15 protein-coding genes are annotated in these 17,522 nt (G+C 47.0%); 10 read left to right on the plus strand and 5 right to left on the minus strand.

Features of this window, described 5'->3' with window-relative positions:
* The first annotated feature begins 53 nt into the window (after positions 1-53).
* The 6 genes from dxs to FBY58_RS07545 all read left to right on the plus strand — a co-directional run bounded on the left by dxs (position 54) and on the right by FBY58_RS07545 (position 8,590).
* Positions 54-2,006 (plus strand): 1-deoxy-D-xylulose-5-phosphate synthase, encoded by a 1,953-nt coding sequence (gene dxs / locus FBY58_RS07520; RefSeq protein WP_141920357.1) that lies wholly within the window; start codon positions 54-56, stop codon positions 2,004-2,006.
* Between the two features lie 92 nt (positions 2,007-2,098).
* Entirely contained in the window at positions 2,099-4,708 is a 2,610-nt protein-coding gene (locus FBY58_RS07525) for an MMPL family transporter (protein WP_141920358.1), read from the plus strand.
* Positions 4,709-4,942: 234 nt separating this feature from the next.
* Complete coding sequence (gene thrB, locus FBY58_RS07530; protein WP_141920359.1) at positions 4,943-5,905, plus strand: homoserine kinase; 963 nt, start codon at positions 4,943-4,945, stop codon at positions 5,903-5,905.
* Between the two features lie 5 nt (positions 5,906-5,910).
* The gene (gene rnhA, locus FBY58_RS07535) at positions 5,911-6,381 is read left to right on the plus strand and encodes a ribonuclease HI (RefSeq protein ID WP_141920360.1); all 471 of its coding nucleotides are present in this window, start codon (positions 5,911-5,913) and stop codon (positions 6,379-6,381) included.
* Positions 6,382-6,520: 139 nt separating this feature from the next.
* Positions 6,521-7,996 carry a prolyl oligopeptidase family serine peptidase gene (locus FBY58_RS07540; protein ID WP_141920361.1) on the plus strand — a complete coding sequence of 492 codons (1,476 nt, stop codon included), beginning with the start codon at positions 6,521-6,523 and terminating at the stop codon, positions 7,994-7,996.
* A gap of 147 nt (positions 7,997-8,143) precedes the next feature.
* Positions 8,144-8,590 carry a TIGR01244 family sulfur transferase gene (locus tag FBY58_RS07545; RefSeq protein WP_141920362.1) on the plus strand — a complete coding sequence of 149 codons (447 nt, stop codon included), beginning with the start codon at positions 8,144-8,146 and terminating at the stop codon, positions 8,588-8,590.
* A gap of 41 nt (positions 8,591-8,631) precedes the next feature.
* Here FBY58_RS07545 and FBY58_RS07550 read toward each other — a convergent pair whose 3' ends face one another.
* From FBY58_RS07550 to eno, 5 genes are all read right to left on the minus strand, one after another.
* Positions 8,632-9,927, minus strand: coding sequence for a nucleotide pyrophosphatase/phosphodiesterase family protein (locus FBY58_RS07550; RefSeq protein WP_141920363.1), 1,296 nt, complete (start codon positions 9,925-9,927; stop codon positions 8,632-8,634).
* Positions 9,928-10,044: 117 nt separating this feature from the next.
* Positions 10,045-11,424 carry a pyruvate dehydrogenase complex E1 component subunit beta gene (locus tag FBY58_RS07555; protein ID WP_141920364.1) on the minus strand — a complete coding sequence of 460 codons (1,380 nt, stop codon included), beginning with the start codon at positions 11,422-11,424 and terminating at the stop codon, positions 10,045-10,047.
* A 1-nt stretch (position 11,425) separates the two neighbouring features.
* Positions 11,426-12,490 carry a pyruvate dehydrogenase (acetyl-transferring) E1 component subunit alpha gene (gene pdhA, locus FBY58_RS07560; protein ID WP_141920365.1) on the minus strand — a complete coding sequence of 355 codons (1,065 nt, stop codon included), beginning with the start codon at positions 12,488-12,490 and terminating at the stop codon, positions 11,426-11,428.
* A 464-nt stretch (positions 12,491-12,954) separates the two neighbouring features.
* On the minus strand, positions 12,955-13,272 hold the full coding sequence (locus tag FBY58_RS07565; protein ID WP_260432149.1) for a septum formation initiator family protein: 318 nt from the start codon (positions 13,270-13,272) through the stop codon (positions 12,955-12,957).
* A gap of 91 nt (positions 13,273-13,363) precedes the next feature.
* Entirely contained in the window at positions 13,364-14,653 is a 1,290-nt protein-coding gene (eno, locus tag FBY58_RS07570) for a phosphopyruvate hydratase (RefSeq protein ID WP_141920367.1), read from the minus strand.
* A gap of 201 nt (positions 14,654-14,854) precedes the next feature.
* On the opposite strand from eno, the gene FBY58_RS07575 reads away from it, so the two are divergent.
* From FBY58_RS07575 to FBY58_RS07590, 4 genes are all read left to right on the plus strand, one after another.
* The gene (locus FBY58_RS07575; RefSeq protein WP_141920368.1) at positions 14,855-15,484 is read left to right on the plus strand and encodes a hypothetical protein; all 630 of its coding nucleotides are present in this window, start codon (positions 14,855-14,857) and stop codon (positions 15,482-15,484) included.
* Between the two features lie 2 nt (positions 15,485-15,486).
* Positions 15,487-16,008: a hypothetical protein gene (locus FBY58_RS07580; RefSeq protein ID WP_141920369.1), complete on the plus strand. Its 522-nt coding sequence runs from the start codon at positions 15,487-15,489 to the stop codon at positions 16,006-16,008.
* A 54-nt stretch (positions 16,009-16,062) separates the two neighbouring features.
* Positions 16,063-16,410: a hypothetical protein gene (locus tag FBY58_RS07585; protein WP_141920370.1), complete on the plus strand. Its 348-nt coding sequence runs from the start codon at positions 16,063-16,065 to the stop codon at positions 16,408-16,410.
* A gap of 240 nt (positions 16,411-16,650) precedes the next feature.
* Positions 16,651-17,235: a phospholipid-binding protein MlaC gene (locus FBY58_RS07590; protein ID WP_141920371.1), complete on the plus strand. Its 585-nt coding sequence runs from the start codon at positions 16,651-16,653 to the stop codon at positions 17,233-17,235.
* The last annotated feature ends 287 nt before the right edge of the window (positions 17,236-17,522 follow it).

Genomic DNA, 17,522 nt, shown 5'->3' on the forward strand with positions numbered 1-17,522 from the left:
CATTTTTCTGTTTTATCGGGTAAGTGCCTAATGCAGAGTTTGATTTCAGGCCTATGTTTCCGAATAAAAAGACGCCGTTGTTAGACAAAATAAAGACACCGGCAGAATTGCGTCAATTAGATCGCAACAGCCTCCGGCAATTGGCGGATGAATTACGGAAAGAAACCATCTCGGCGGTGGGGGTGACTGGCGGCCATCTCGGTTCCGGTCTCGGCGTTATCGAATTAACGGTAGCACTCCATTACGTTTTTGATACGCCTAATGATGCTTTGGTCTGGGATGTTGGCCATCAAACCTACCCCCATAAAATTTTAACCGGTCGTCGTGACCGTATCCAGACTTTGCGGAAACGTGGTGGTTTGTCTGGCTTCACGCAGCGCGCTGAAAGCGAATATGATGCCTTTGGTGCGGCACATAGTTCGACTTCGATATCGGCAGCACTCGGGTTTGCTATGGCCAGCAAATTATCCGGTAAAAAAGAAAAAGCCGTCGCCATTATTGGTGATGGTTCAATGACGGCGGGCATGGCTTACGAAGCCATGAATAATGCCAAAGCCGCTGGAGAGCGGCTGATCGTCATTCTGAACGATAATGAAATGTCTATTTCGCCTCCGGTTGGGGCGCTATCTTCTTATTTAAGCCGCCTTATTTCATCCCGTCCTTTCATGAATTTGCGCGATATGATGCGCGGTGTTGTCAATCGGATGCCCAAAAGTCTGGCAACCGCAGCCCGCAAAGCCGATGAATATGCGCGCGGCATGGCAACGGGCGGCACCTTCTTCGAAGAACTTGGTTTTTATTATGTCGGGCCGGTTGATGGTCACAATCTTGACCAGTTAATTCCGGTTCTTGAAAATGTCCGCGATGCCAAAGACGGGCCTATTCTGGTGCATGTCGTCACCCGTAAGGGCCAAGGTTACGCACCAGCAGAAGCAGCCAAAGATAAATATCATGCGGTTCAGCGGTTGGATGTTGTCTCCGGCAAGCAGGCAAAAGCGCCCCCAGGTCCTCCCAGCTATACGTCGGTTTTCTCGGAACAGCTGATCAAGGAAGCAAAAAAAGACGACAAGATCGTCACGATCACGGCCGCGATGCCAACCGGCACCGGCCTTGACCGCTTCCAGCAATATTTTCCCGAAAGAATGTTTGATGTCGGTATTGCCGAACAGCATGCGGTAACCTTTGCCGCCGGTATGGCTGCCGCCGGTTACAAACCTTTCTGCTGTCTCTATTCGACCTTCTTGCAACGTGGTTATGACCAATTAGTGCATGATGTCGCCATTCAGAATTTGCCGGTGCGCTTCGCAGTCGACCGCGCCGGTTTAGTTGGTTCTGATGGTGCCACCCATGCGGGCAGCTTTGACGTCGCTTTCATGGTCAATCTTCCTAATATGGTCGTTATGGCGCCTTCCGATGAAAAGGAATTGGCCAATATGGTGCACACGATGGTGCATTATGACCAAGGTCCAATCTCGGTGCGCTATCCCCGTGGCAATGGTGTGGGCGTTTCTTTGGAAGGCGAAAAAGAAATCTTGCCGATCGGTAAAGGTCGACTGGTTCGTCGCGGTAACAAGGTTGCTATTCTTTCTCTCGGCACCCGTCTTGAAGAATCCTTGAAAGCGGCTGATCGTCTGGATGCGCAAGGCCTATCCACTTCGGTGGCCGATATGCGCTTTGCCAAACCTTTGGATGAAAATCTGACGCGTCAGCTTCTGAAAAGTCATCAGGTTATTATCACGATTGAAGAAGGCGCTTTGGGTGGTTTTGCAACCCAAGTTCTTACTATGGCTTCGGATGAAGGTCTAATAGATGACGGTTTGAAGATCCGAACATTGCGTCTGCCCGACCGTTTCCAGCCACAGGACAAGCCCGAACGGCAATATGCCGAAGCCGGTCTTGATGCTGATGGTATTGTCGCCGCCGTTATCTCGGCCTTGCAACGGAACTCAAAGCCGGTAGAAGTCGTTGAACTGACCACAAAAGTGGCAGAAGATATGACTTTATGAGCAAGGTTATCTTTTTTTCTGAATCGTCCGGTTGTAACAGCTAAAACGCTTGGGCTAGCCATACGGATTGATCTCGTGATATCGGACACATCATGCATCGTTTTCTTGTAACGCGTCTGGCAGATATCAGCTGCCGGTTCCCTCGGTTAATTCTAGCCTTCACCCTTGTATTGACACTTGTCTCTGCATTTTTTGCAGCGTCACATTTTGCCATCAATACAGATACGGCGACTCTTATTTCTTCAAAAGTAACCTATCGCGTTAATGAAGATAAATTTGCCGATGCTTTTCCATCTACAGGGGGGACCACCCTAGTCGTTGTAGAAGGACAAACACCGGAATTAGCAGAGTCAGGAGCGGCCCGATTAGCTGAGCAGTTGAAAGAGGACAAAAAACACTTTCTGACTGTTACCCGACCAGATGGTGGTGATTTTTTCGCGCGCGAAGGTATTTTGTTCGGCCAGTTGCCGGATGTCCAAGATACCATGCAGCAGCTGATCTCGGCACAGCCTTTCTTGGGGCCTTTGGCTTCTGATCCGTCTTTACGTGGTATCAATAATGCTTTGAATACCATGTTGATCGGGGTCAACCGCCATATGGCCAGTCTGGATCAGATCCAGACGCCGGTACGTTCAATTGATAAAGCTATCCGCGATCAATTGTCAGGAAAGCAGACTTGGTTTTCATGGCAGCTCCTTTTTTCAAGCAAAAATCCAGCTTTAAAACCGCCGCTTAAACGGTTGATTTTAGCTCAACCTGTTCTTGATCTAAGTGCGTTGATGCCGGGGCTTGAAGCCAGCGAAGCTATTCACAAAGCCGCCAGTGATTTGAAATTAGATGCTGATCACGGGGTCAATATCCGTTTGACGGGTTCAGTGCCCTTAGCCGATGAAGAATTTGCTTCCTTGGCGGATAAAATTTGGTTGGTTGCGGGCGCCATGATTAGCGCCATGCTAATTACCCTTTGGTTGGCCGTTCGCTCTCCGAGTATTGTGGCGGCGATCATGCTGACCACGATTGCCGGATTGATCGTTACCGCTGCCGTTGGGCTGATTACAGTTGGCCGTTTCAATCTTATTTCGGTGGCCTTTATTCCGTTATTTGTTGGCTTGGGGGTTGATTTTGGTATCCAGCTTTCAGTTCGCTTTCTGGCCGAGCTAGAATCAGAACCGAACCAGCCTAAAGCGCTGTTGAACGCAGCCAATGCTTTAGGGCATTCTTTGCTTTTGGCAGCGGGCGCTGTCTGCCTTGGCTTCCTGTCTTTCTTACCGACCGCCTATATTGGTATTTCCGAATTAGGGATGATCGCTGGCGTTGGTATTCTGATCGCCCTGTTCTTTTCAGTGACCATGTTGCCCGCTTTGCTGATGCTGTTTCGTCCCCGTCGTCCGCGTCATCATGTCGGTTGGCGGAATATGGCACCGGTTGATCATTTTCTGGTCAAAGAAAGACGTTGGGTCATCGGTAGTTTTCTCGGTTTGACCCTGATCAGCATCATTCTTTTGCCATGGGTACAATTCGACTTTAATCCGTTGCATCTTCGCAATCCCAAAGGCGAAGCGATGGCGACCCTTTTATCTTTGATGAAAGATCCCAACCAGACACCGAATACGATTGATATCGTTGCGCCTGATAGCAAGACTGCCGATGATTGGGTTAAACGCCTGTCGAAATTAAAAGAAGTCGATCAAGTCGTCACGATTGATAGCTTTGTTCCGACTAATCAGGAACCGAAGCTGGCCCTTGTTTCTGATGCCAATATGATTCTTGATCCGACGATCAATCCGATTGAAACGCTGCCTACACCGAGTGATGAAGAAGTTCAGCTCTCCTTACGGCAGACCGCAACCTCTCTTCGCGAAGCGGCTGGCACAAGCACGGAAGCTTCGGCTAGCGACGCCCGTAGTTTGGCAGACTCGCTTGATAATTTGGCAAGAAGCTCGGCCGCGATCAGACAGCAGACCAATGAAATGTTCTGTATGCCTTTGGCAGTCATGCTTGATCAAATGAAAGCGATGCTTCAGGCAGAAGCGGTTAACCGTCAAGGCTTACCCCAGAATTTAAAAGAAGGCTGGGTTGCTAAAGATGGCCGTATTCGTATTGAGGTATTCCCTTCCGGGGATAGTAATAACAACGAAAACCTTATCCATTTCGCTAAGGCTGTTCAAAAGATAGTCCCAACGGCATCGGGTATGCCCATTTCAACGCAGGCGGCGGCTTATACCATTGCAAAAGCCTTTATTCAGGCTGGTATTCTTGCCTTTATCACCGTCTGTTTGCTTTTGTTTATTGTGTTGCGGAATATTCGCGAGGTTGCCTTTACATTGGCACCGATTATTCTTTCGATTTTCCTGACATTGGCAAGCTGCGTTATCATTGATCAGCCGATCAATTTCGCCAACATCATCGCCTTCCCGCTTCTGTTCGGGGTTGGTGTCGCCTTCCATATCTATTTTGTGATGGCTTGGCGGAATGGTGAGCGGAATTTGTTGCAATCCAGTCTGGCACATGCCGTGTTTTTCTCGGCTATGGCGACGGGCACCGCCTTTGGTAGCTTGTGGCTTTCGTCCCATCCTGGAACGGCCAGCATGGGTAAAATTCTGATGATCTCGCTGGTTTGGACGCTGATTTGCGCTTTGATTTTTGAGCCAGCCCTTCTTGGCAACAAAGAAAACAAGGAAAAAGAAGAAGGTAAGGCATAAATTAATACGCTATGGGCAAAATTTTTGTCTATTCCGCCTAATTATTGCCTTGCTTATGAAGAATTAGCATGACGCCCGACTTGATAAAAAATAGGTAAGGCGTAACAAAAGGTCGTATAAAAATAACAGAATGGTGTTCAAAAGCGCTAATATAATTTTTAATCTCGTCTTGATTTTAAAATAACAAGATTAAAAAATGAGCGAAGCCATTCGATAAAGCAGGAATAGTGGTGCATGGCTGTATATACTTCGGTCAGTGATGATGAAGTCTCTTCATTTTTAGCTCTTTATCCGGATTCAGGCCGGTTGCTTTCGGTGAAAGGGATTACGGAAGGTGTTGAAAACAGCAACTACCTGATTACCACCGATGTCCGCTCTTACATTCTGACATTGTATGAGAAGCGCGTTAATCCTGAAGAGCTTCCCTTCTTCATGGCTTTGACAGACCATTTAGCTGCTGAAAATCTGCCTGTTCCAAAAGCGTGGAAAAGTCGGGATGGAAAACAAATTCAGACTTTGGCCGGTCGGCCTGCCTGTTTGATCGAATTTCTGCAAGGGCGCTGGACCCCAACCCCATCGGCAGAACAGACCCGTGCCACCGGCGAAATGCTCGGCAAGATGCATAAAAGCCTGACCCATTTTTCAAAAAATCGTCCCAACAGTCTTAATCTAGAAAATTGGCATATTTTGGCTGAAAAATGCGGTTTTGAGGCCATGAACCAGATTGAAGCCCATATGGGTGACGAAGTCAAAAAAGAGCTGGATTATCTTGACCAATTTTGGCCGAAAGACCTGCCCCATTCGGTTATTCATGCCGATTTATTCCCCGACAATGTGTTGTTTGAAGGTGAAGCCTTAAAAGGCGTGATCGACTTCTATTTTGCTTGCACTGAAGTACGAGCATGGGATTTGGCTATCACCTATAGTGCATGGTGTTTCGATCAAGATAACCGCTTTCTTGTTGACCATGCCAAAGCCCTGATTAAAGGTTATCATCAAAGCTTTGCCCTGACAGAAGAAGAACGGGCTGCCTTTATCGTTTTGTTGCGCGGCGCGGCCTTGCGCTTCCTGCTGACACGCGCATGGGATTGGGTGAATACGCCGCCGGATGCGCTGGTGGTACCGAAAGACCCACGCGACTTTTTCAAACGACTAGTTTTCTATCGGGATGCTTCTTTGGAAGCATTGGGCTTATAATTTTGATGCCCGATCCCAAAACAGATAATATGGTCGTGATGATTGCGACTGATGGCGCTTGTAAAGGAAACCCCGGCTTTGGTGGCTGGGGTGCGCTGCTTCGCTATCAAGGCCATGAAAAAGCCATTTCTGGAGCTGAAAATCTGACGACCAATAACCGGATGGAATTACAAGCGGTTATTGAGGCGCTTTCCTGCCTCAAAAAGCCGTGCCGGATCGAGCTTTCCACCGATAGCAAATATGTCATGGATGGTTTGACCCGCTGGATCCATGGCTGGCAGAAAAATGGATGGCTAACAGCCGCCAAAAAACCGGTTAAAAATGATGATTTATGGAAGAAGCTTTTAGAAGCTACTCGGCAGCATGATATTTCATGGAAATGGGTAAAAGGGCATGCCGGTCATCCTGATAACGAACGGGCAGACCAATTAGCCAGTGATGCCGCAATAGCGCTTATGCAGGCGCAAAAAGACTAGACTATTCTTTCTACGGATTGCGCTTTTTCTTATTTTTTGCATCAAATAATAAAAGTCAGGCTGTTTTCAGCGGCTATTCATTTTCACAATTATTAATATTCTGAAGCATTCTATCCCGCTCAGAGCAAAGAGAAAATATATGACCGAGGTCTCAAGACGAAATTTTGTGGCAGCCAGTGCCGTTTTGGCTGGAGCTGTATTGGGAGCGCAAAAGTCGTATGCTTCGGGGAATGGCAATGGATTCAAAGCCGCAGCCTTCGAAGATGAAGAGCCCAATAAGGTGAAGACACCTGGTATTCAGAAAATTTCTGCGCTTTGCGAAGTTACGGGCGGCGGTGAAAAAGTTTATGGAGTTGCCATAGAATATGATGTCGCCATTGATTCCAAGAGTTTGAATTTGGATAGCTATAAGGCGGCAGTCTATCCTGCGGTAAAAGGTTTTTTCGCAGGAATGCCAGAAGAACCCGATAAAAATAAAACCACGGAACCGGCAATTGAGCGGCCTATCGTTGCGATCTATACGCATGACACGCCTCAATTAGGGCAGAGCCAACAGACAGCCGGACGGTATGTTATTGTTGAGTTCAAACATGATGCCGATTTAAGTCTGCCGACAACAGACAGCGATAAAGTTGTCATTATCCAGAATAAAAATATTAAGACTGTGGCCGGTGCTATTTATGCCCCGAGTAAGACAGTCTGGAGCAACTCAGATCGTCGCGGCAATCATGTGGTTATTCGTGGCGTAGATGATTGGGAGCAGAGCCATTGGTGGTGGGATGATACACGCTCGGCTTGGCTGGAATATAGTATTTATCTGCCGAAATCCTTCTTAAAGGCAGGGGGCGAGAATAAATATTATCCGCTCTTGCTCGCTATCACCCATTCAGGGACAAGCTATGATGGGAATTGTGCGCAAACATTGACCGAGCAATGTATAGCCAGCCTGTGGAGTTTACCGGAAGAACAGGCGGAACATGAGTGTGTTGTCATTACTCCGCGTTATGAGCGGACGACGATGAATGACTATTGGGAACATACTTATGATGTGGAAAACACCTATAAGCTGGTTGAATCTCTTCTGAAAAACACGTGGAATTATGGCAATCCCAATCGCGAAGATCGGCGCGACAAAGTTTTAAAAATCGATCCCAAAAGAGTTTATTGCACGGGATGGTCTATGGGAGCAATGACCTCTCTTTGGCTTATGGCAAAGCATCCTGATACTTTTGCAGCGGGTCTCATTATTGCGGGTCAGCAGCGACCGAATGATGTGCGCAATCTTGCCCATCAAAAATTGCTGATCATTACGGGCACAGAAGATCGCACCGCAACGCCTTGGAATGAGAAATGCGTCCCTGTCTGGCGGGAAGCGGGCGGAAAAGTTATTCGCCCAGAAGAACGGCTTGATCCTGCGCAGATATTCCCGATTGATAATCAAAAATCATTGACCCGTCAGATCGACAATTACCTTGAGCAAGATGCAAATATTACGTTTCTGACGTTTAAAAATGTCGATCACATGGGATCTGCGCGGAAATTTTTCTATATCAAAGCCGCAAGAGATTGGCTTTTTAAGCAGGCAAAAAAACAACCAAAAACTATCAGTGATTAGTTTTTTTAGGCGCTGTTTCGTCCTGTTTTGATTGAGGCTGTGTCGCCTCAATCAGTTATAGAGCATTTCACTGTTATCGGTTTTTTGTCCCCTACCCGTCTGTTTTTCATGGCATAATTATTGAAATTCATGAAATCGGGAATGACTATGAACCGTTTTAAACGCCTGAATAATGACATAGCTGTTAGCCCACAGCTGTTGGTCGAAGATATAAAAGAAGCGGCTTTGCAAGGGTTCGGCCATATTATCAATAACCGTCCAGATGGCGAAGGCTCGAACCAGCCTTCTGGTAGCGTTATTGAGGCCGCCGCAAAAGCAGAGGGGCTGGGCTATACGGCTATTCCAGTTCGCCCCGGAGGCATCGATGAAAATGCGATTGTCGCGATGGCGGATATTCTGAAAAAAGCGGATAAGCCGATATTGGCCTATTGTTTTAGTGGAACGCGATCAGCCTTTTTATGGGCGCTAGCCAGTGCCGCAATCGGTGAAGCGGATGCTGATGTTATTTTCGCGGAAGCTGCCAATGCGGGTTATGATTTATCCCCGATAATGCCTCTGGTAGATTCTCTTTCAGCTTCGGCACAATCGAAATAACGCCAAAGGCCATATTTCAGGCCTCTGGCATCGATTATTTTTTATTTATGCGCCAAATAACGCTGGTCAATATCAGCAGCGGTCAGATTGCTGTCGCCCTTGGGGGCTTTCAGCTTTAAAACCTGAGCCACTAAGGGCTGAATATCGACGTTATTCATACTGTCGATAACTTTATGTTTTTGAAAAGCAGGGCCATTGGCAATGAATAAGGCGCCCATTTCAGGGGTTTCATTGTCATAACCATGGCTTCCCTTCGTAAGATGGGCGGCCATGCTTTCATTTCCAATAATCGACCAGCCAACATCAGCCATACAGATAACCGCAGGCACGCGCGGATTTTGACCGTAATGCAATCGGGCAGGAATTTCATGCTTTGGCCAGCATTGCATATGGTCGTGATGTGCAAATAACGGTGCCAAATCATTGACGTTATGACCAGCGGTTGGTTCTATACCCGCGTAAGGCCCGCCAGTAATGACACGATAAGCACCAGAATCCACAATCTTGTTTAAAGCGATCACGCGATCAGGGGACGTCGCCGCCATACCATGGTCGGAAACAATGACCAGATTAGCCTTTACGCCGCGTTGTTTGAGCCCCTGCACCAATTGTCCGATAGCCTGATCGACTTTGACCAGATTTTCATTCACTTCTTTGGAATCAGGCCCATAGAGATGGCCAGCATGGTCAACATTTTCGAAATAAAGCGTAATGAATTGTGGCCGATGGGCTGCGGGATATGCCAACCATGAGAAGACCTGATCGACCCGTTCCGGGAAGGAAACATGGGTATCATAACGACGCCACATTTCAGGGCGGACACCATGAATATCGGATTCAGATCCTGGCCAGAACATTGTTGCGGAAACAACGCCTTGTTTTTCGGCGGTAACCCATAGCGGTTCGCCTTCATCCCACCAACGGCGGTCTACCACAGCTTCCGGATCGCTCATTTTAAAATGGCTGTCAGGCGTAATGGAAGAATCATCCATGTTATTGCCGACAATACCGTGATGGTCAGGATAGAGCCCCGTTACCAAGGTATAATGATTGGGGAAGGTGATGGAGGGGAAAGAGGGATGCATCACTTTGGCGTAGCTACCATTTTTAGCCAAAGAGAGCAGATTGGGAGTCAAACCCCGATCGAGATAATCAGCCCGAAAACCGTCTATAGAGATCAAGATTAAAGGAGTTTTTGACTGGGCTGTTTTTTGTGCAGTCGCAGCGGTAGCGGCTTCATGAGCGCCACCCGATAATCCTGCGAAACCGAGCAGCAGCGATAGAACGCTGGATAGCAACGGCTTTCGTTTTTTTGCGGCCTTATATCCGGCTGACATATTTGACTATTCCCGAAATAGTTAGAACTCTGACACACATCATCGTAAGCATTATGTGTAACTTTGATATGTGACATTATCTCGCTATTTCGGAAACAGAAATAAAAATTTTAAAATTTACTTACGATAGCAAACCTTATGAACGGCCTCGATAATGGCTTCGGGGTTAACCAAAGCCTGTTTTTCAAGGTTTTCGGCATAAGGTGTTGGCGTATCAGCATTGGTTACCCGCAGAACAGGCGCATCCAGATTGTCGAAGCCTTCTTCCATAGCGATTGCGGCTATTTCAGAAGAGATTGAGCAAACTGGCCAGCCATCTTCGACGGTTACGAGCCGGTTGGTTTTTTCCAAGCTTTTAAGGATAGTTTCCTTATCCAACGGGCGCAGCGTTCTGAGATCGATAACCTCGGCATCAATGCCTTCTTTGGCTAAAGCTTCGGCCGCCGTCAGAGCAAAAGAAACACCGATTGAATAGCTGACAATCGTAACGTCTTTGCCTTCGCGGATGATGCGGGCTTTGCCGATAGGCAAAACAAAATCATCAATTTTCGGAACGTCGAAAGTTTTGCTGTAAAGCAATTCGCATTCCAAAAAGACCACGGGATCTTCAGAACGGATAGCTGCTTTTAACAGGCCTTTTGCATCAATGGCATCATAAGGGGCAAGGACGATCAAGCCTGGAACAGCGGCATACCAAGGACCAAAATTCTGGGTATGTTGCGCACCGACATGCGGAGCAGCACCGTTAGGCCCCCGGAAGACGATAGGACAAGTGACCTGCCCACCGGACATGTAATGCGTTTTAGCAGCGGAGTTGATGATGTGGTCGATCGCCTGCATCGAGAAATTCATCGTCATGAATTCGATAACAGGGCGCAAGCCTTCCATTGCAGCGCCAACACCAATGCCAGAAAAACCATATTCAGAAATAGGTGTATCAACAACGCGACGTTCACCGAATTCCTGCAACAGGCCTTGGGTAACTTTATAGGCACCCTGATATTCGGCGACTTCTTCACCCATAACGAAAACACGGTCATCACGCCGCATTTCTTCGGCCATCGCATCCCGTAGGGCTTCACGCAGGGTTTGCTGGAAGAATTCGGTGCCTTCCGGTATTTCAGAACCCGAGCTGACGGCTTTGACCGACGGCGTTGCGGCTTCTTCTACGGCAGCGGCTTCTATTTTTGCGGGTTCGGCAATTGGCTGGTCGGTGTTTTCAGGGGCAGACGCACCTTTTACCGTTACATCGCTGGCATCGGTACCGAGATAAGCGATAGCGGTACCGACTTTGACATTTTCACTACCGTCGGGAAGCAGAATTTTTGAAATAACCCCCTCATCGACGGCTTCAAATTCCATAATGGCTTTGTCAGTTTCGATTTCGGCCAAAATAGCACCGGCCTTGATGGAATCGCCTTCTTTTACCAACCAACGGGTAAGCGTGCCTTCTTCCATAGTCGGAGACAGAGCAGGCATTTTAAGCTCTATGGCCATATCAATACTTTCCTACCAGAATATCGGTATATAATTCGTTATTAGCCGGTAACGGTGCCTTTTCGGCGAAATCGGCGGCTTCTTTTACCTGCTGGCGAATGTCTTCATCCAGCTTGATAAGCTCGGCTTCATCGACGCCTGCTGCGAAGAGGTCTTTTTTCAAATTATCTAAAGGATCGTGATTTTCCTTCATGTCGTTCACTTCCTCGCGGCTACGATAGCGCGCAGGATCGGACATGGAATGGCCACGATAACGATAGGTCTTCATTTCGAGAATGATGGGGCCTTTTCCAGCCTGAACCCAGTCAACAGCAACGGTTGCAGCGCCTCTGACTTCCAACACATCCATACCGTCAACGACCAAAGCCGGAATACCGAAGCCCTGCCCTCTTTCAGACAAAGCAGTATGCGCATTGGCGCGTTCGATGCTGGTACCCATGGCATAGCCGTTATTTTCAATGACAAAAATAACCGGCAATTTCCACAAGGCCGCCATATTGAAGGCTTCGTAAACCTGTCCCTGATTGGCAGAACCATCACCAAAATAGGCAGCAGAACAACCACCATCATTGCGATATTTATGCGCGAAGGCCAAGCCTGCACCTAATGGCACCTGAGCCCCGACGATACCGTTTCCGCCGAAGAATTTATGTTCGGTGGAGAACATATGCATCGAGCCGCCTTTACCATGCGAAATACCGCTGGCACGTCCGGTCAATTCAGCCATGACAATTTTCGGATCAATACCGTAGGCCAGCATATGCCCATGTTCACGATATCCGGTAATCACGCTATCCCGCCCCGGCTGTAAGGCGGCTTGCAAACCGACAGCAACGGCTTCTTGTCCGATATAAAGATGACAAAAACCGACAATCAGTCCCAGACCATAGAGCTGTCCGCACCGCTCTTCAAAACGACGGATCATGAGCATCCGTCGATAAAATTCAAGCATCTCTTCCCGGTCTGCGTGATAGCGACCGGGGATCGGTGGCAAATCGTGATTGGGAATAGCGGACCCAACATCAGCTTTATTAGGCCGACCGGAATCCTGAGTTGCTTTGGCCATGCAGAAGGCCTCCTGTCAAAAAAGACTAAAAATTCTGACGGACAGGATAAATCGACATTACAGGTCTGACCCCTGCCCTGACAGCTCGGGTTTATTAAAAACGGATTTTGGGCTTAACCAATATCCGTCCTTCTGTCTTTAATAATTTGTCTATATTGATTGATTTCGTCAAAGTCTCTTTTTGAGGTTCTTCATCAAAACCATATCATGGTTGTGTTAAACGCTTCTCGGATAAGCGATATTATTTTTTACTATAGCATAATTATTTTGAAAACATCGCCGAATATACCCGTTTTCCGATGATACAACAAATAGATATCAATCTGGCGAAAGACACAGCACGTCATTTCCAGCCCAAGACAAAAACACCTATAAATAGCGTTTTTACAGGAAATTTGAGAGATAAATGGAAATAATTATGTCAAGGAAATGGAAGGCATCTGAAGAGAAAACGGCGCGAAGAATTATTTTTGGTTATCGAGGATAATCACTTCATCCGGTCGGATTTGACGTGTTTCCTTACGCACCAATTCTTCGGCGTAATCGGGGTCGGTTGCTTTGGGATTGAGCAAGGCGATGCTGTTTGCAAGGCGATCTCTTTGTTGCTCTAGCGCCGTCAATTCCGCTTTTCTTACGGCCATTTTTTGACGGTAACCATCGAGAGCCAACAGACCATTTACGCCCAATAAGGCATTGCCGATAAAGACCCCCAAGACAACAACCATAAGGGCGGGGCCAATAGCAGCACGAAAAAGACTGTTCTTTGAACGAATCAGGGACATGGAGTCTATAATTACCGCTTTACGCGATAAATCAAGGCTCAATGTCCCCATTCAGTCGGACCGGTTTAAAAACCAGATCTAGCTGCGATTCTTATTTGGCGTTTCTAAGAACGGAACGGCCAGCATATTTAGCAACCGAACCCAGTTCTTCTTCGATGCGCATCAGCTGATTGTATTTAGCGATACGTTCGGAACGGCAAAGGCTACCGGTCTTGATCTGACCACAGTTGGTTGCAACTGCGAGGTCAGCAATCGTGGTGTCTTCGGTTTCACCGGAACGGTGAGACATAACAGCCGTGTAAGAAGCGTCGTTTGCCATGTTAACAGCAGCGAGCGTTTCAGACAAAGAACCGATCTGATTGAATTTAACGAGCAAGGAGTTTGCCATGCCACGTTTGATACCATCAGAAAGACGTTTCACGTTGGTCACGAACAAATCGTCACCGACCAACTGAACTTTGTCACCGAGCTTTTCGGTAAGGATCTTCCAGCCTTCGAAATCATCTTCGGCCAGACCATCTTCGATGGAATAGATCGGGTATTTACCGCAAAGTTCGACATAGTAATCAACGAGCTGAGCTGAGGTCAGTTTGCGACCTTCGCCTTTAAGATCGTAGATGTTCTGTTCTTTGTTGTAGAACTCGGAAGAAGCAGCATCGAGAGCGATGAACACATCTTCACCCGGCTTGTAACCGGCTTTGGAGATGGAATCGACGATGAAGTCCAGAGCTGAAGAAGCGCTATCGAGGCTAGGAGCGAAACCACCTTCGTCACCGACGTTGGTGTTCATGCCCTTGGCAGACAGTTCTTTTTTCAGGGTATGGAAAACTTCGGTACCGATGCGAACAGCTTCGTTAATTGAGCTGGCACCAACCGGAGCAATCATGAATTCCTGGAAATCGATGGGGTTATCAGCGTGCATACCGCCGTTAACGATGTTCATCATCGGAACCGGAAGAACGTGAGCAGCCGTACCACCGACATAACGGTAGAGCGGAAGACCGCGAGCTTCAGCAGCAGCCTTAGCAACAGCCAAGCTGACGCCGAGGATAGCATTCGCGCCGAATTTACCCTTGTTCGGGGTGCCATCGAGAGCGATCATCGTCTGGTCGATCAGTTCCTGATCTTCAGCTTCAAGACCGATGATAGCATCAGCAATTTCGTTGTTTACAGCGTGAACGGCTTTGGTTACGCCTTTACCACCCCAACGGGTTTTATCACCATCACGAAGTTCAACAGCTTCATGAACGCCGGTGGAAGCACCTGACGGCACAGCGGCGCGGCCGAAGCTACCATCTTCAAGCGTAACATCAACTTCAACGGTCGGGTTACCGCGGCTGTCGACAACCTGACGGCCATGGATACTGACAATAGCTGTCATATCGAAACCTTTCTTAAAATCTTTTAGACGAGTCTCTTTTTGAACCCAGTCCGTGAATGATCTATCCTTCCTTGACGCATAAGGCAATTCCACTGTTGCAATGAATATATTGCTTATGGTGAAACGTTATCGCTTCTCATGCGATTCTATAGTTAGGATAAACTGATTATTTTTCCGTATTGAGTAACTGGAGTATAGACAATGGCCGAAAATGAAACTGTGGCAAATGTAAAATCTGAAGCCAAAGATTTGCATGAAAATGCCGAAAATAAAGCTGAAAAAGCCACAAACGAAGCTAAACATGAAGGCCATCATATAGGGCATCAGATCGCCCAATCGGCATCATACATCGCCGACAAAGCTAAATCGCATCTTTCAGAAGCAAAAGATTTTGCTGAAAAAGAAGAAAATAAACTTCATCATTTATTTCAAGAGCACAGCCCCTTCCATGGAAAAATCCATGAAATCGGTGATGAAGGCCGTCATAAAGCGGTTGAAGCCGTTAATAATGTTGCCAAAATTGTTGACCAGACGGCTGAATTGGTTGCCGAAAATCTGGGAAGTTCCTATGGTGACTATATGCACAAGGCTTCCAAACATATCAGCAAATTGTCAAAATCCCTGAAAGACAAAAAATTGGCTGACATCACCAAGGGCGGCCATAACATTATCCGTCGTAATCCAGTTGTGAGCGTCGGCGTTGCTGCGGCTTTAGGCTATGCCCTTTACCGTTTTGCCAGCCACAAGAAACATAAATGTGAAGAAAATCATGCCTGCGATCATCACGAAGCAAGTGCATCCTCTTCTGACAGCAGCCATCAGGATTCCTAACATTGACGCTGGAAAATAAAGGCGAAAAAGAATCGAACGTTACTTCTGAAGAAATCGCCGTGGCCTTGTCTGAAGCTGAAATTGACCCTGTAGCTGCTGAAAAAGTGGCTACAGGAGAAATCAGCGACAAAGACGCTGTTCTTGAAGCCGAGACGAAATTGGAAGAAGGCGATATGGAAGCCGATGCGGCTGGAGAAGATGATTCTGTTTATGAAGAGACCGGTATTATCCAGTCTTTTCGGAATCTTGTTCAGGCTGCCAAAAACTTCTTCCATCATGAAGTCGCCTTTTGCCGCGAAATCATCATGGTGCGCGTCAAAAGAATCGTAAAGGCCGCCATCGCGTTAATCTTGGCGGCAGCCTTTGCGATTATTGGCTTAGTCGGTCTTTTGGTGGGCGTATTTATTGCCCTGATCCATGCGGTGGGCGCGTTAGGTGCAGGCTTGATTTTCGCAGGCGTGGGCTTGCCTATTGCGATTATTCTGGTGTTGGTTGCTTATTACTGGCTGACCAAAACATCGTAATTTCTTGCCAAGGCTGTTATTCGGAAGGAAACGGTCTGGAAAGGCCGCTATACTATGCTTCATACGTCTAAAATTAATCAGAAAAAAGCAGCACTCGAGCAGGCTCGCACCCAGCTTATGACTTCGCTCGACGATGTGACCAATCATCTAAAACCGGGTTCTATTGCCCGTAGCTTGGTAAAATCCGGTGTTCGTGCGGGTAAAAAAGCCGTCGATCATCTTAATCAAGAAGCCCAAAAACGGCCATTTGCAACGGTTGCTGCGGTCAGTGGTCTTGGCTTTATCTTTTTATGGCGTTCCAAAATGGGAGGGATGCTGTTCCAGCTTATTGCCTCTCTTTTAAGAGGTTCGCCATCGAAAAACGACAAGACTGATCAAGATCAAAATAGTCCGGTTCAATAAAGGTTCAGCTATTACCGTGTAACTATACTGGTCAGTACAGTTTTATCTATACTTGATAGTATATTTTATGTACTGACTAGTATTATTGATTCGCCCGAAATAGCCATAGAGAAGAATCTGCGCATCCACAGGTATTCTCCTTAAAGGTGTTTTTAAATTAGCCGAATCAGCAAAATGCCAGAATGCCTGGCTTTAGCCTTGAAAACCGACTTTTCTGACACCGTCCGGGAAAAGAGAATTATGAAAAGAGTTGCGCGTTTTTTTGCGGTGCCTGTTGCCCTTGTTTCGCTGAGTAGTCCTGCTTTTGCGGCTATTGATAATCAGACCCCAAGTGGTCTTATCAATGGCTTGATTGCGGAAGCGTTATCGGTCTCTCAGAATAATGACAAAGCGCATGCCCATCAAAAGCTGAAAGTTTTGCTGGCGCAGTATTTTGAAGTCGATGAAATCGGAGAAAGTCTGGTTCGTCGCTGGAAAAGCCAGATTACGCCAGACCAGCTGAGCGCCTATAAGGCGGCCTTGCCCAATTTTATCATCAATACCTATGCCAACCGGATTTCTGACTATACTTCGGCAAAGCTGAAAATTATCCGCGTCATTCCGGCCGGAGACGGTGCGGCTGTTCTTTCACAGGTAACGAAAACAGGTTCTGATCCGGTTAATGTTATTTGGACATTAGAACACACCAGTCAGGGCTATAAAGTCAGCAATATGACTGTTGCGGGTATCAATCTGTTGATAACTCAGAGAGCCGATTTTGACTCCGTTGTTGAGCATAAAGGCTTCGATGCTCTGATCAAAATGCTTCAAGCGAGAGCTTCTTAAATTTGAAGAGAAAGGCCTCTTAAATGACATGAGAGGCCTTTTAGGCTTAAAATTGGCCACCCTTAAAAAGATCAATGCCCTGCCCTATAGAATGAAATACTTTAACAGTGCATTCATCCCGCCCGAAAGCAAAAAAGGCGGAGATATTTTCTATAAAATGACACAGTTGCTTTTTAAGATTGTTATTTACAATTTTTAGAACGCTTAAATTTTAAGTTCCTAACAAAAGTATTAATATATTTACTTAATTTTCAGGTAATAAAATCAAAAAACAAAGGCAATCTTGA

It is taken from the genome of Zymomonas mobilis (genome assembly GCF_006715975.1).
Classification (GTDB): Bacteria; Pseudomonadota; Alphaproteobacteria; order Sphingomonadales; family Sphingomonadaceae; genus Zymomonas; species Zymomonas mobilis_B.

What these genes read in the sequence shown, in the direction of transcription:
- dxs (WP_141920357.1), top strand. Translation starts at nt 54, where the DNA reads ATGTTTCCGAATAAAAAGACGCCGTTGTTAGACAAAATAAAGACACCG.
- FBY58_RS07525 (WP_141920358.1), top strand. Translation starts at nt 2,099, where the DNA reads ATGCATCGTTTTCTTGTAACGCGTCTGGCAGATATCAGCTGCCGGTTC.
- thrB (WP_141920359.1), top strand. Translation starts at nt 4,943, where the DNA reads ATGGCTGTATATACTTCGGTCAGTGATGATGAAGTCTCTTCATTTTTA.
- rnhA (WP_141920360.1), top strand. Translation starts at nt 5,911, where the DNA reads ATGCCCGATCCCAAAACAGATAATATGGTCGTGATGATTGCGACTGAT.
- FBY58_RS07540 (WP_141920361.1), top strand. Translation starts at nt 6,521, where the DNA reads ATGACCGAGGTCTCAAGACGAAATTTTGTGGCAGCCAGTGCCGTTTTG.
- FBY58_RS07545 (WP_141920362.1), top strand. Translation starts at nt 8,144, where the DNA reads ATGAACCGTTTTAAACGCCTGAATAATGACATAGCTGTTAGCCCACAG.
- FBY58_RS07550 (WP_141920363.1), bottom strand. Translation starts at nt 9,927, where the DNA reads ATGTCAGCCGGATATAAGGCCGCAAAAAAACGAAAGCCGTTGCTATCC.
- FBY58_RS07555 (WP_141920364.1), bottom strand. Translation starts at nt 11,424, where the DNA reads ATGGCCATAGAGCTTAAAATGCCTGCTCTGTCTCCGACTATGGAAGAA.
- pdhA (WP_141920365.1), bottom strand. Translation starts at nt 12,490, where the DNA reads ATGGCCAAAGCAACTCAGGATTCCGGTCGGCCTAATAAAGCTGATGTT.
- FBY58_RS07565 (WP_260432149.1), bottom strand. Translation starts at nt 13,272, where the DNA reads ATGTCCCTGATTCGTTCAAAGAACAGTCTTTTTCGTGCTGCTATTGGC.
- eno (WP_141920367.1), bottom strand. Translation starts at nt 14,653, where the DNA reads ATGACAGCTATTGTCAGTATCCATGGCCGTCAGGTTGTCGACAGCCGC.
- FBY58_RS07575 (WP_141920368.1), top strand. Translation starts at nt 14,855, where the DNA reads ATGGCCGAAAATGAAACTGTGGCAAATGTAAAATCTGAAGCCAAAGAT.
- FBY58_RS07585 (WP_141920370.1), top strand. Translation starts at nt 16,063, where the DNA reads ATGCTTCATACGTCTAAAATTAATCAGAAAAAAGCAGCACTCGAGCAG.
- FBY58_RS07590 (WP_141920371.1), top strand. Translation starts at nt 16,651, where the DNA reads ATGAAAAGAGTTGCGCGTTTTTTTGCGGTGCCTGTTGCCCTTGTTTCG.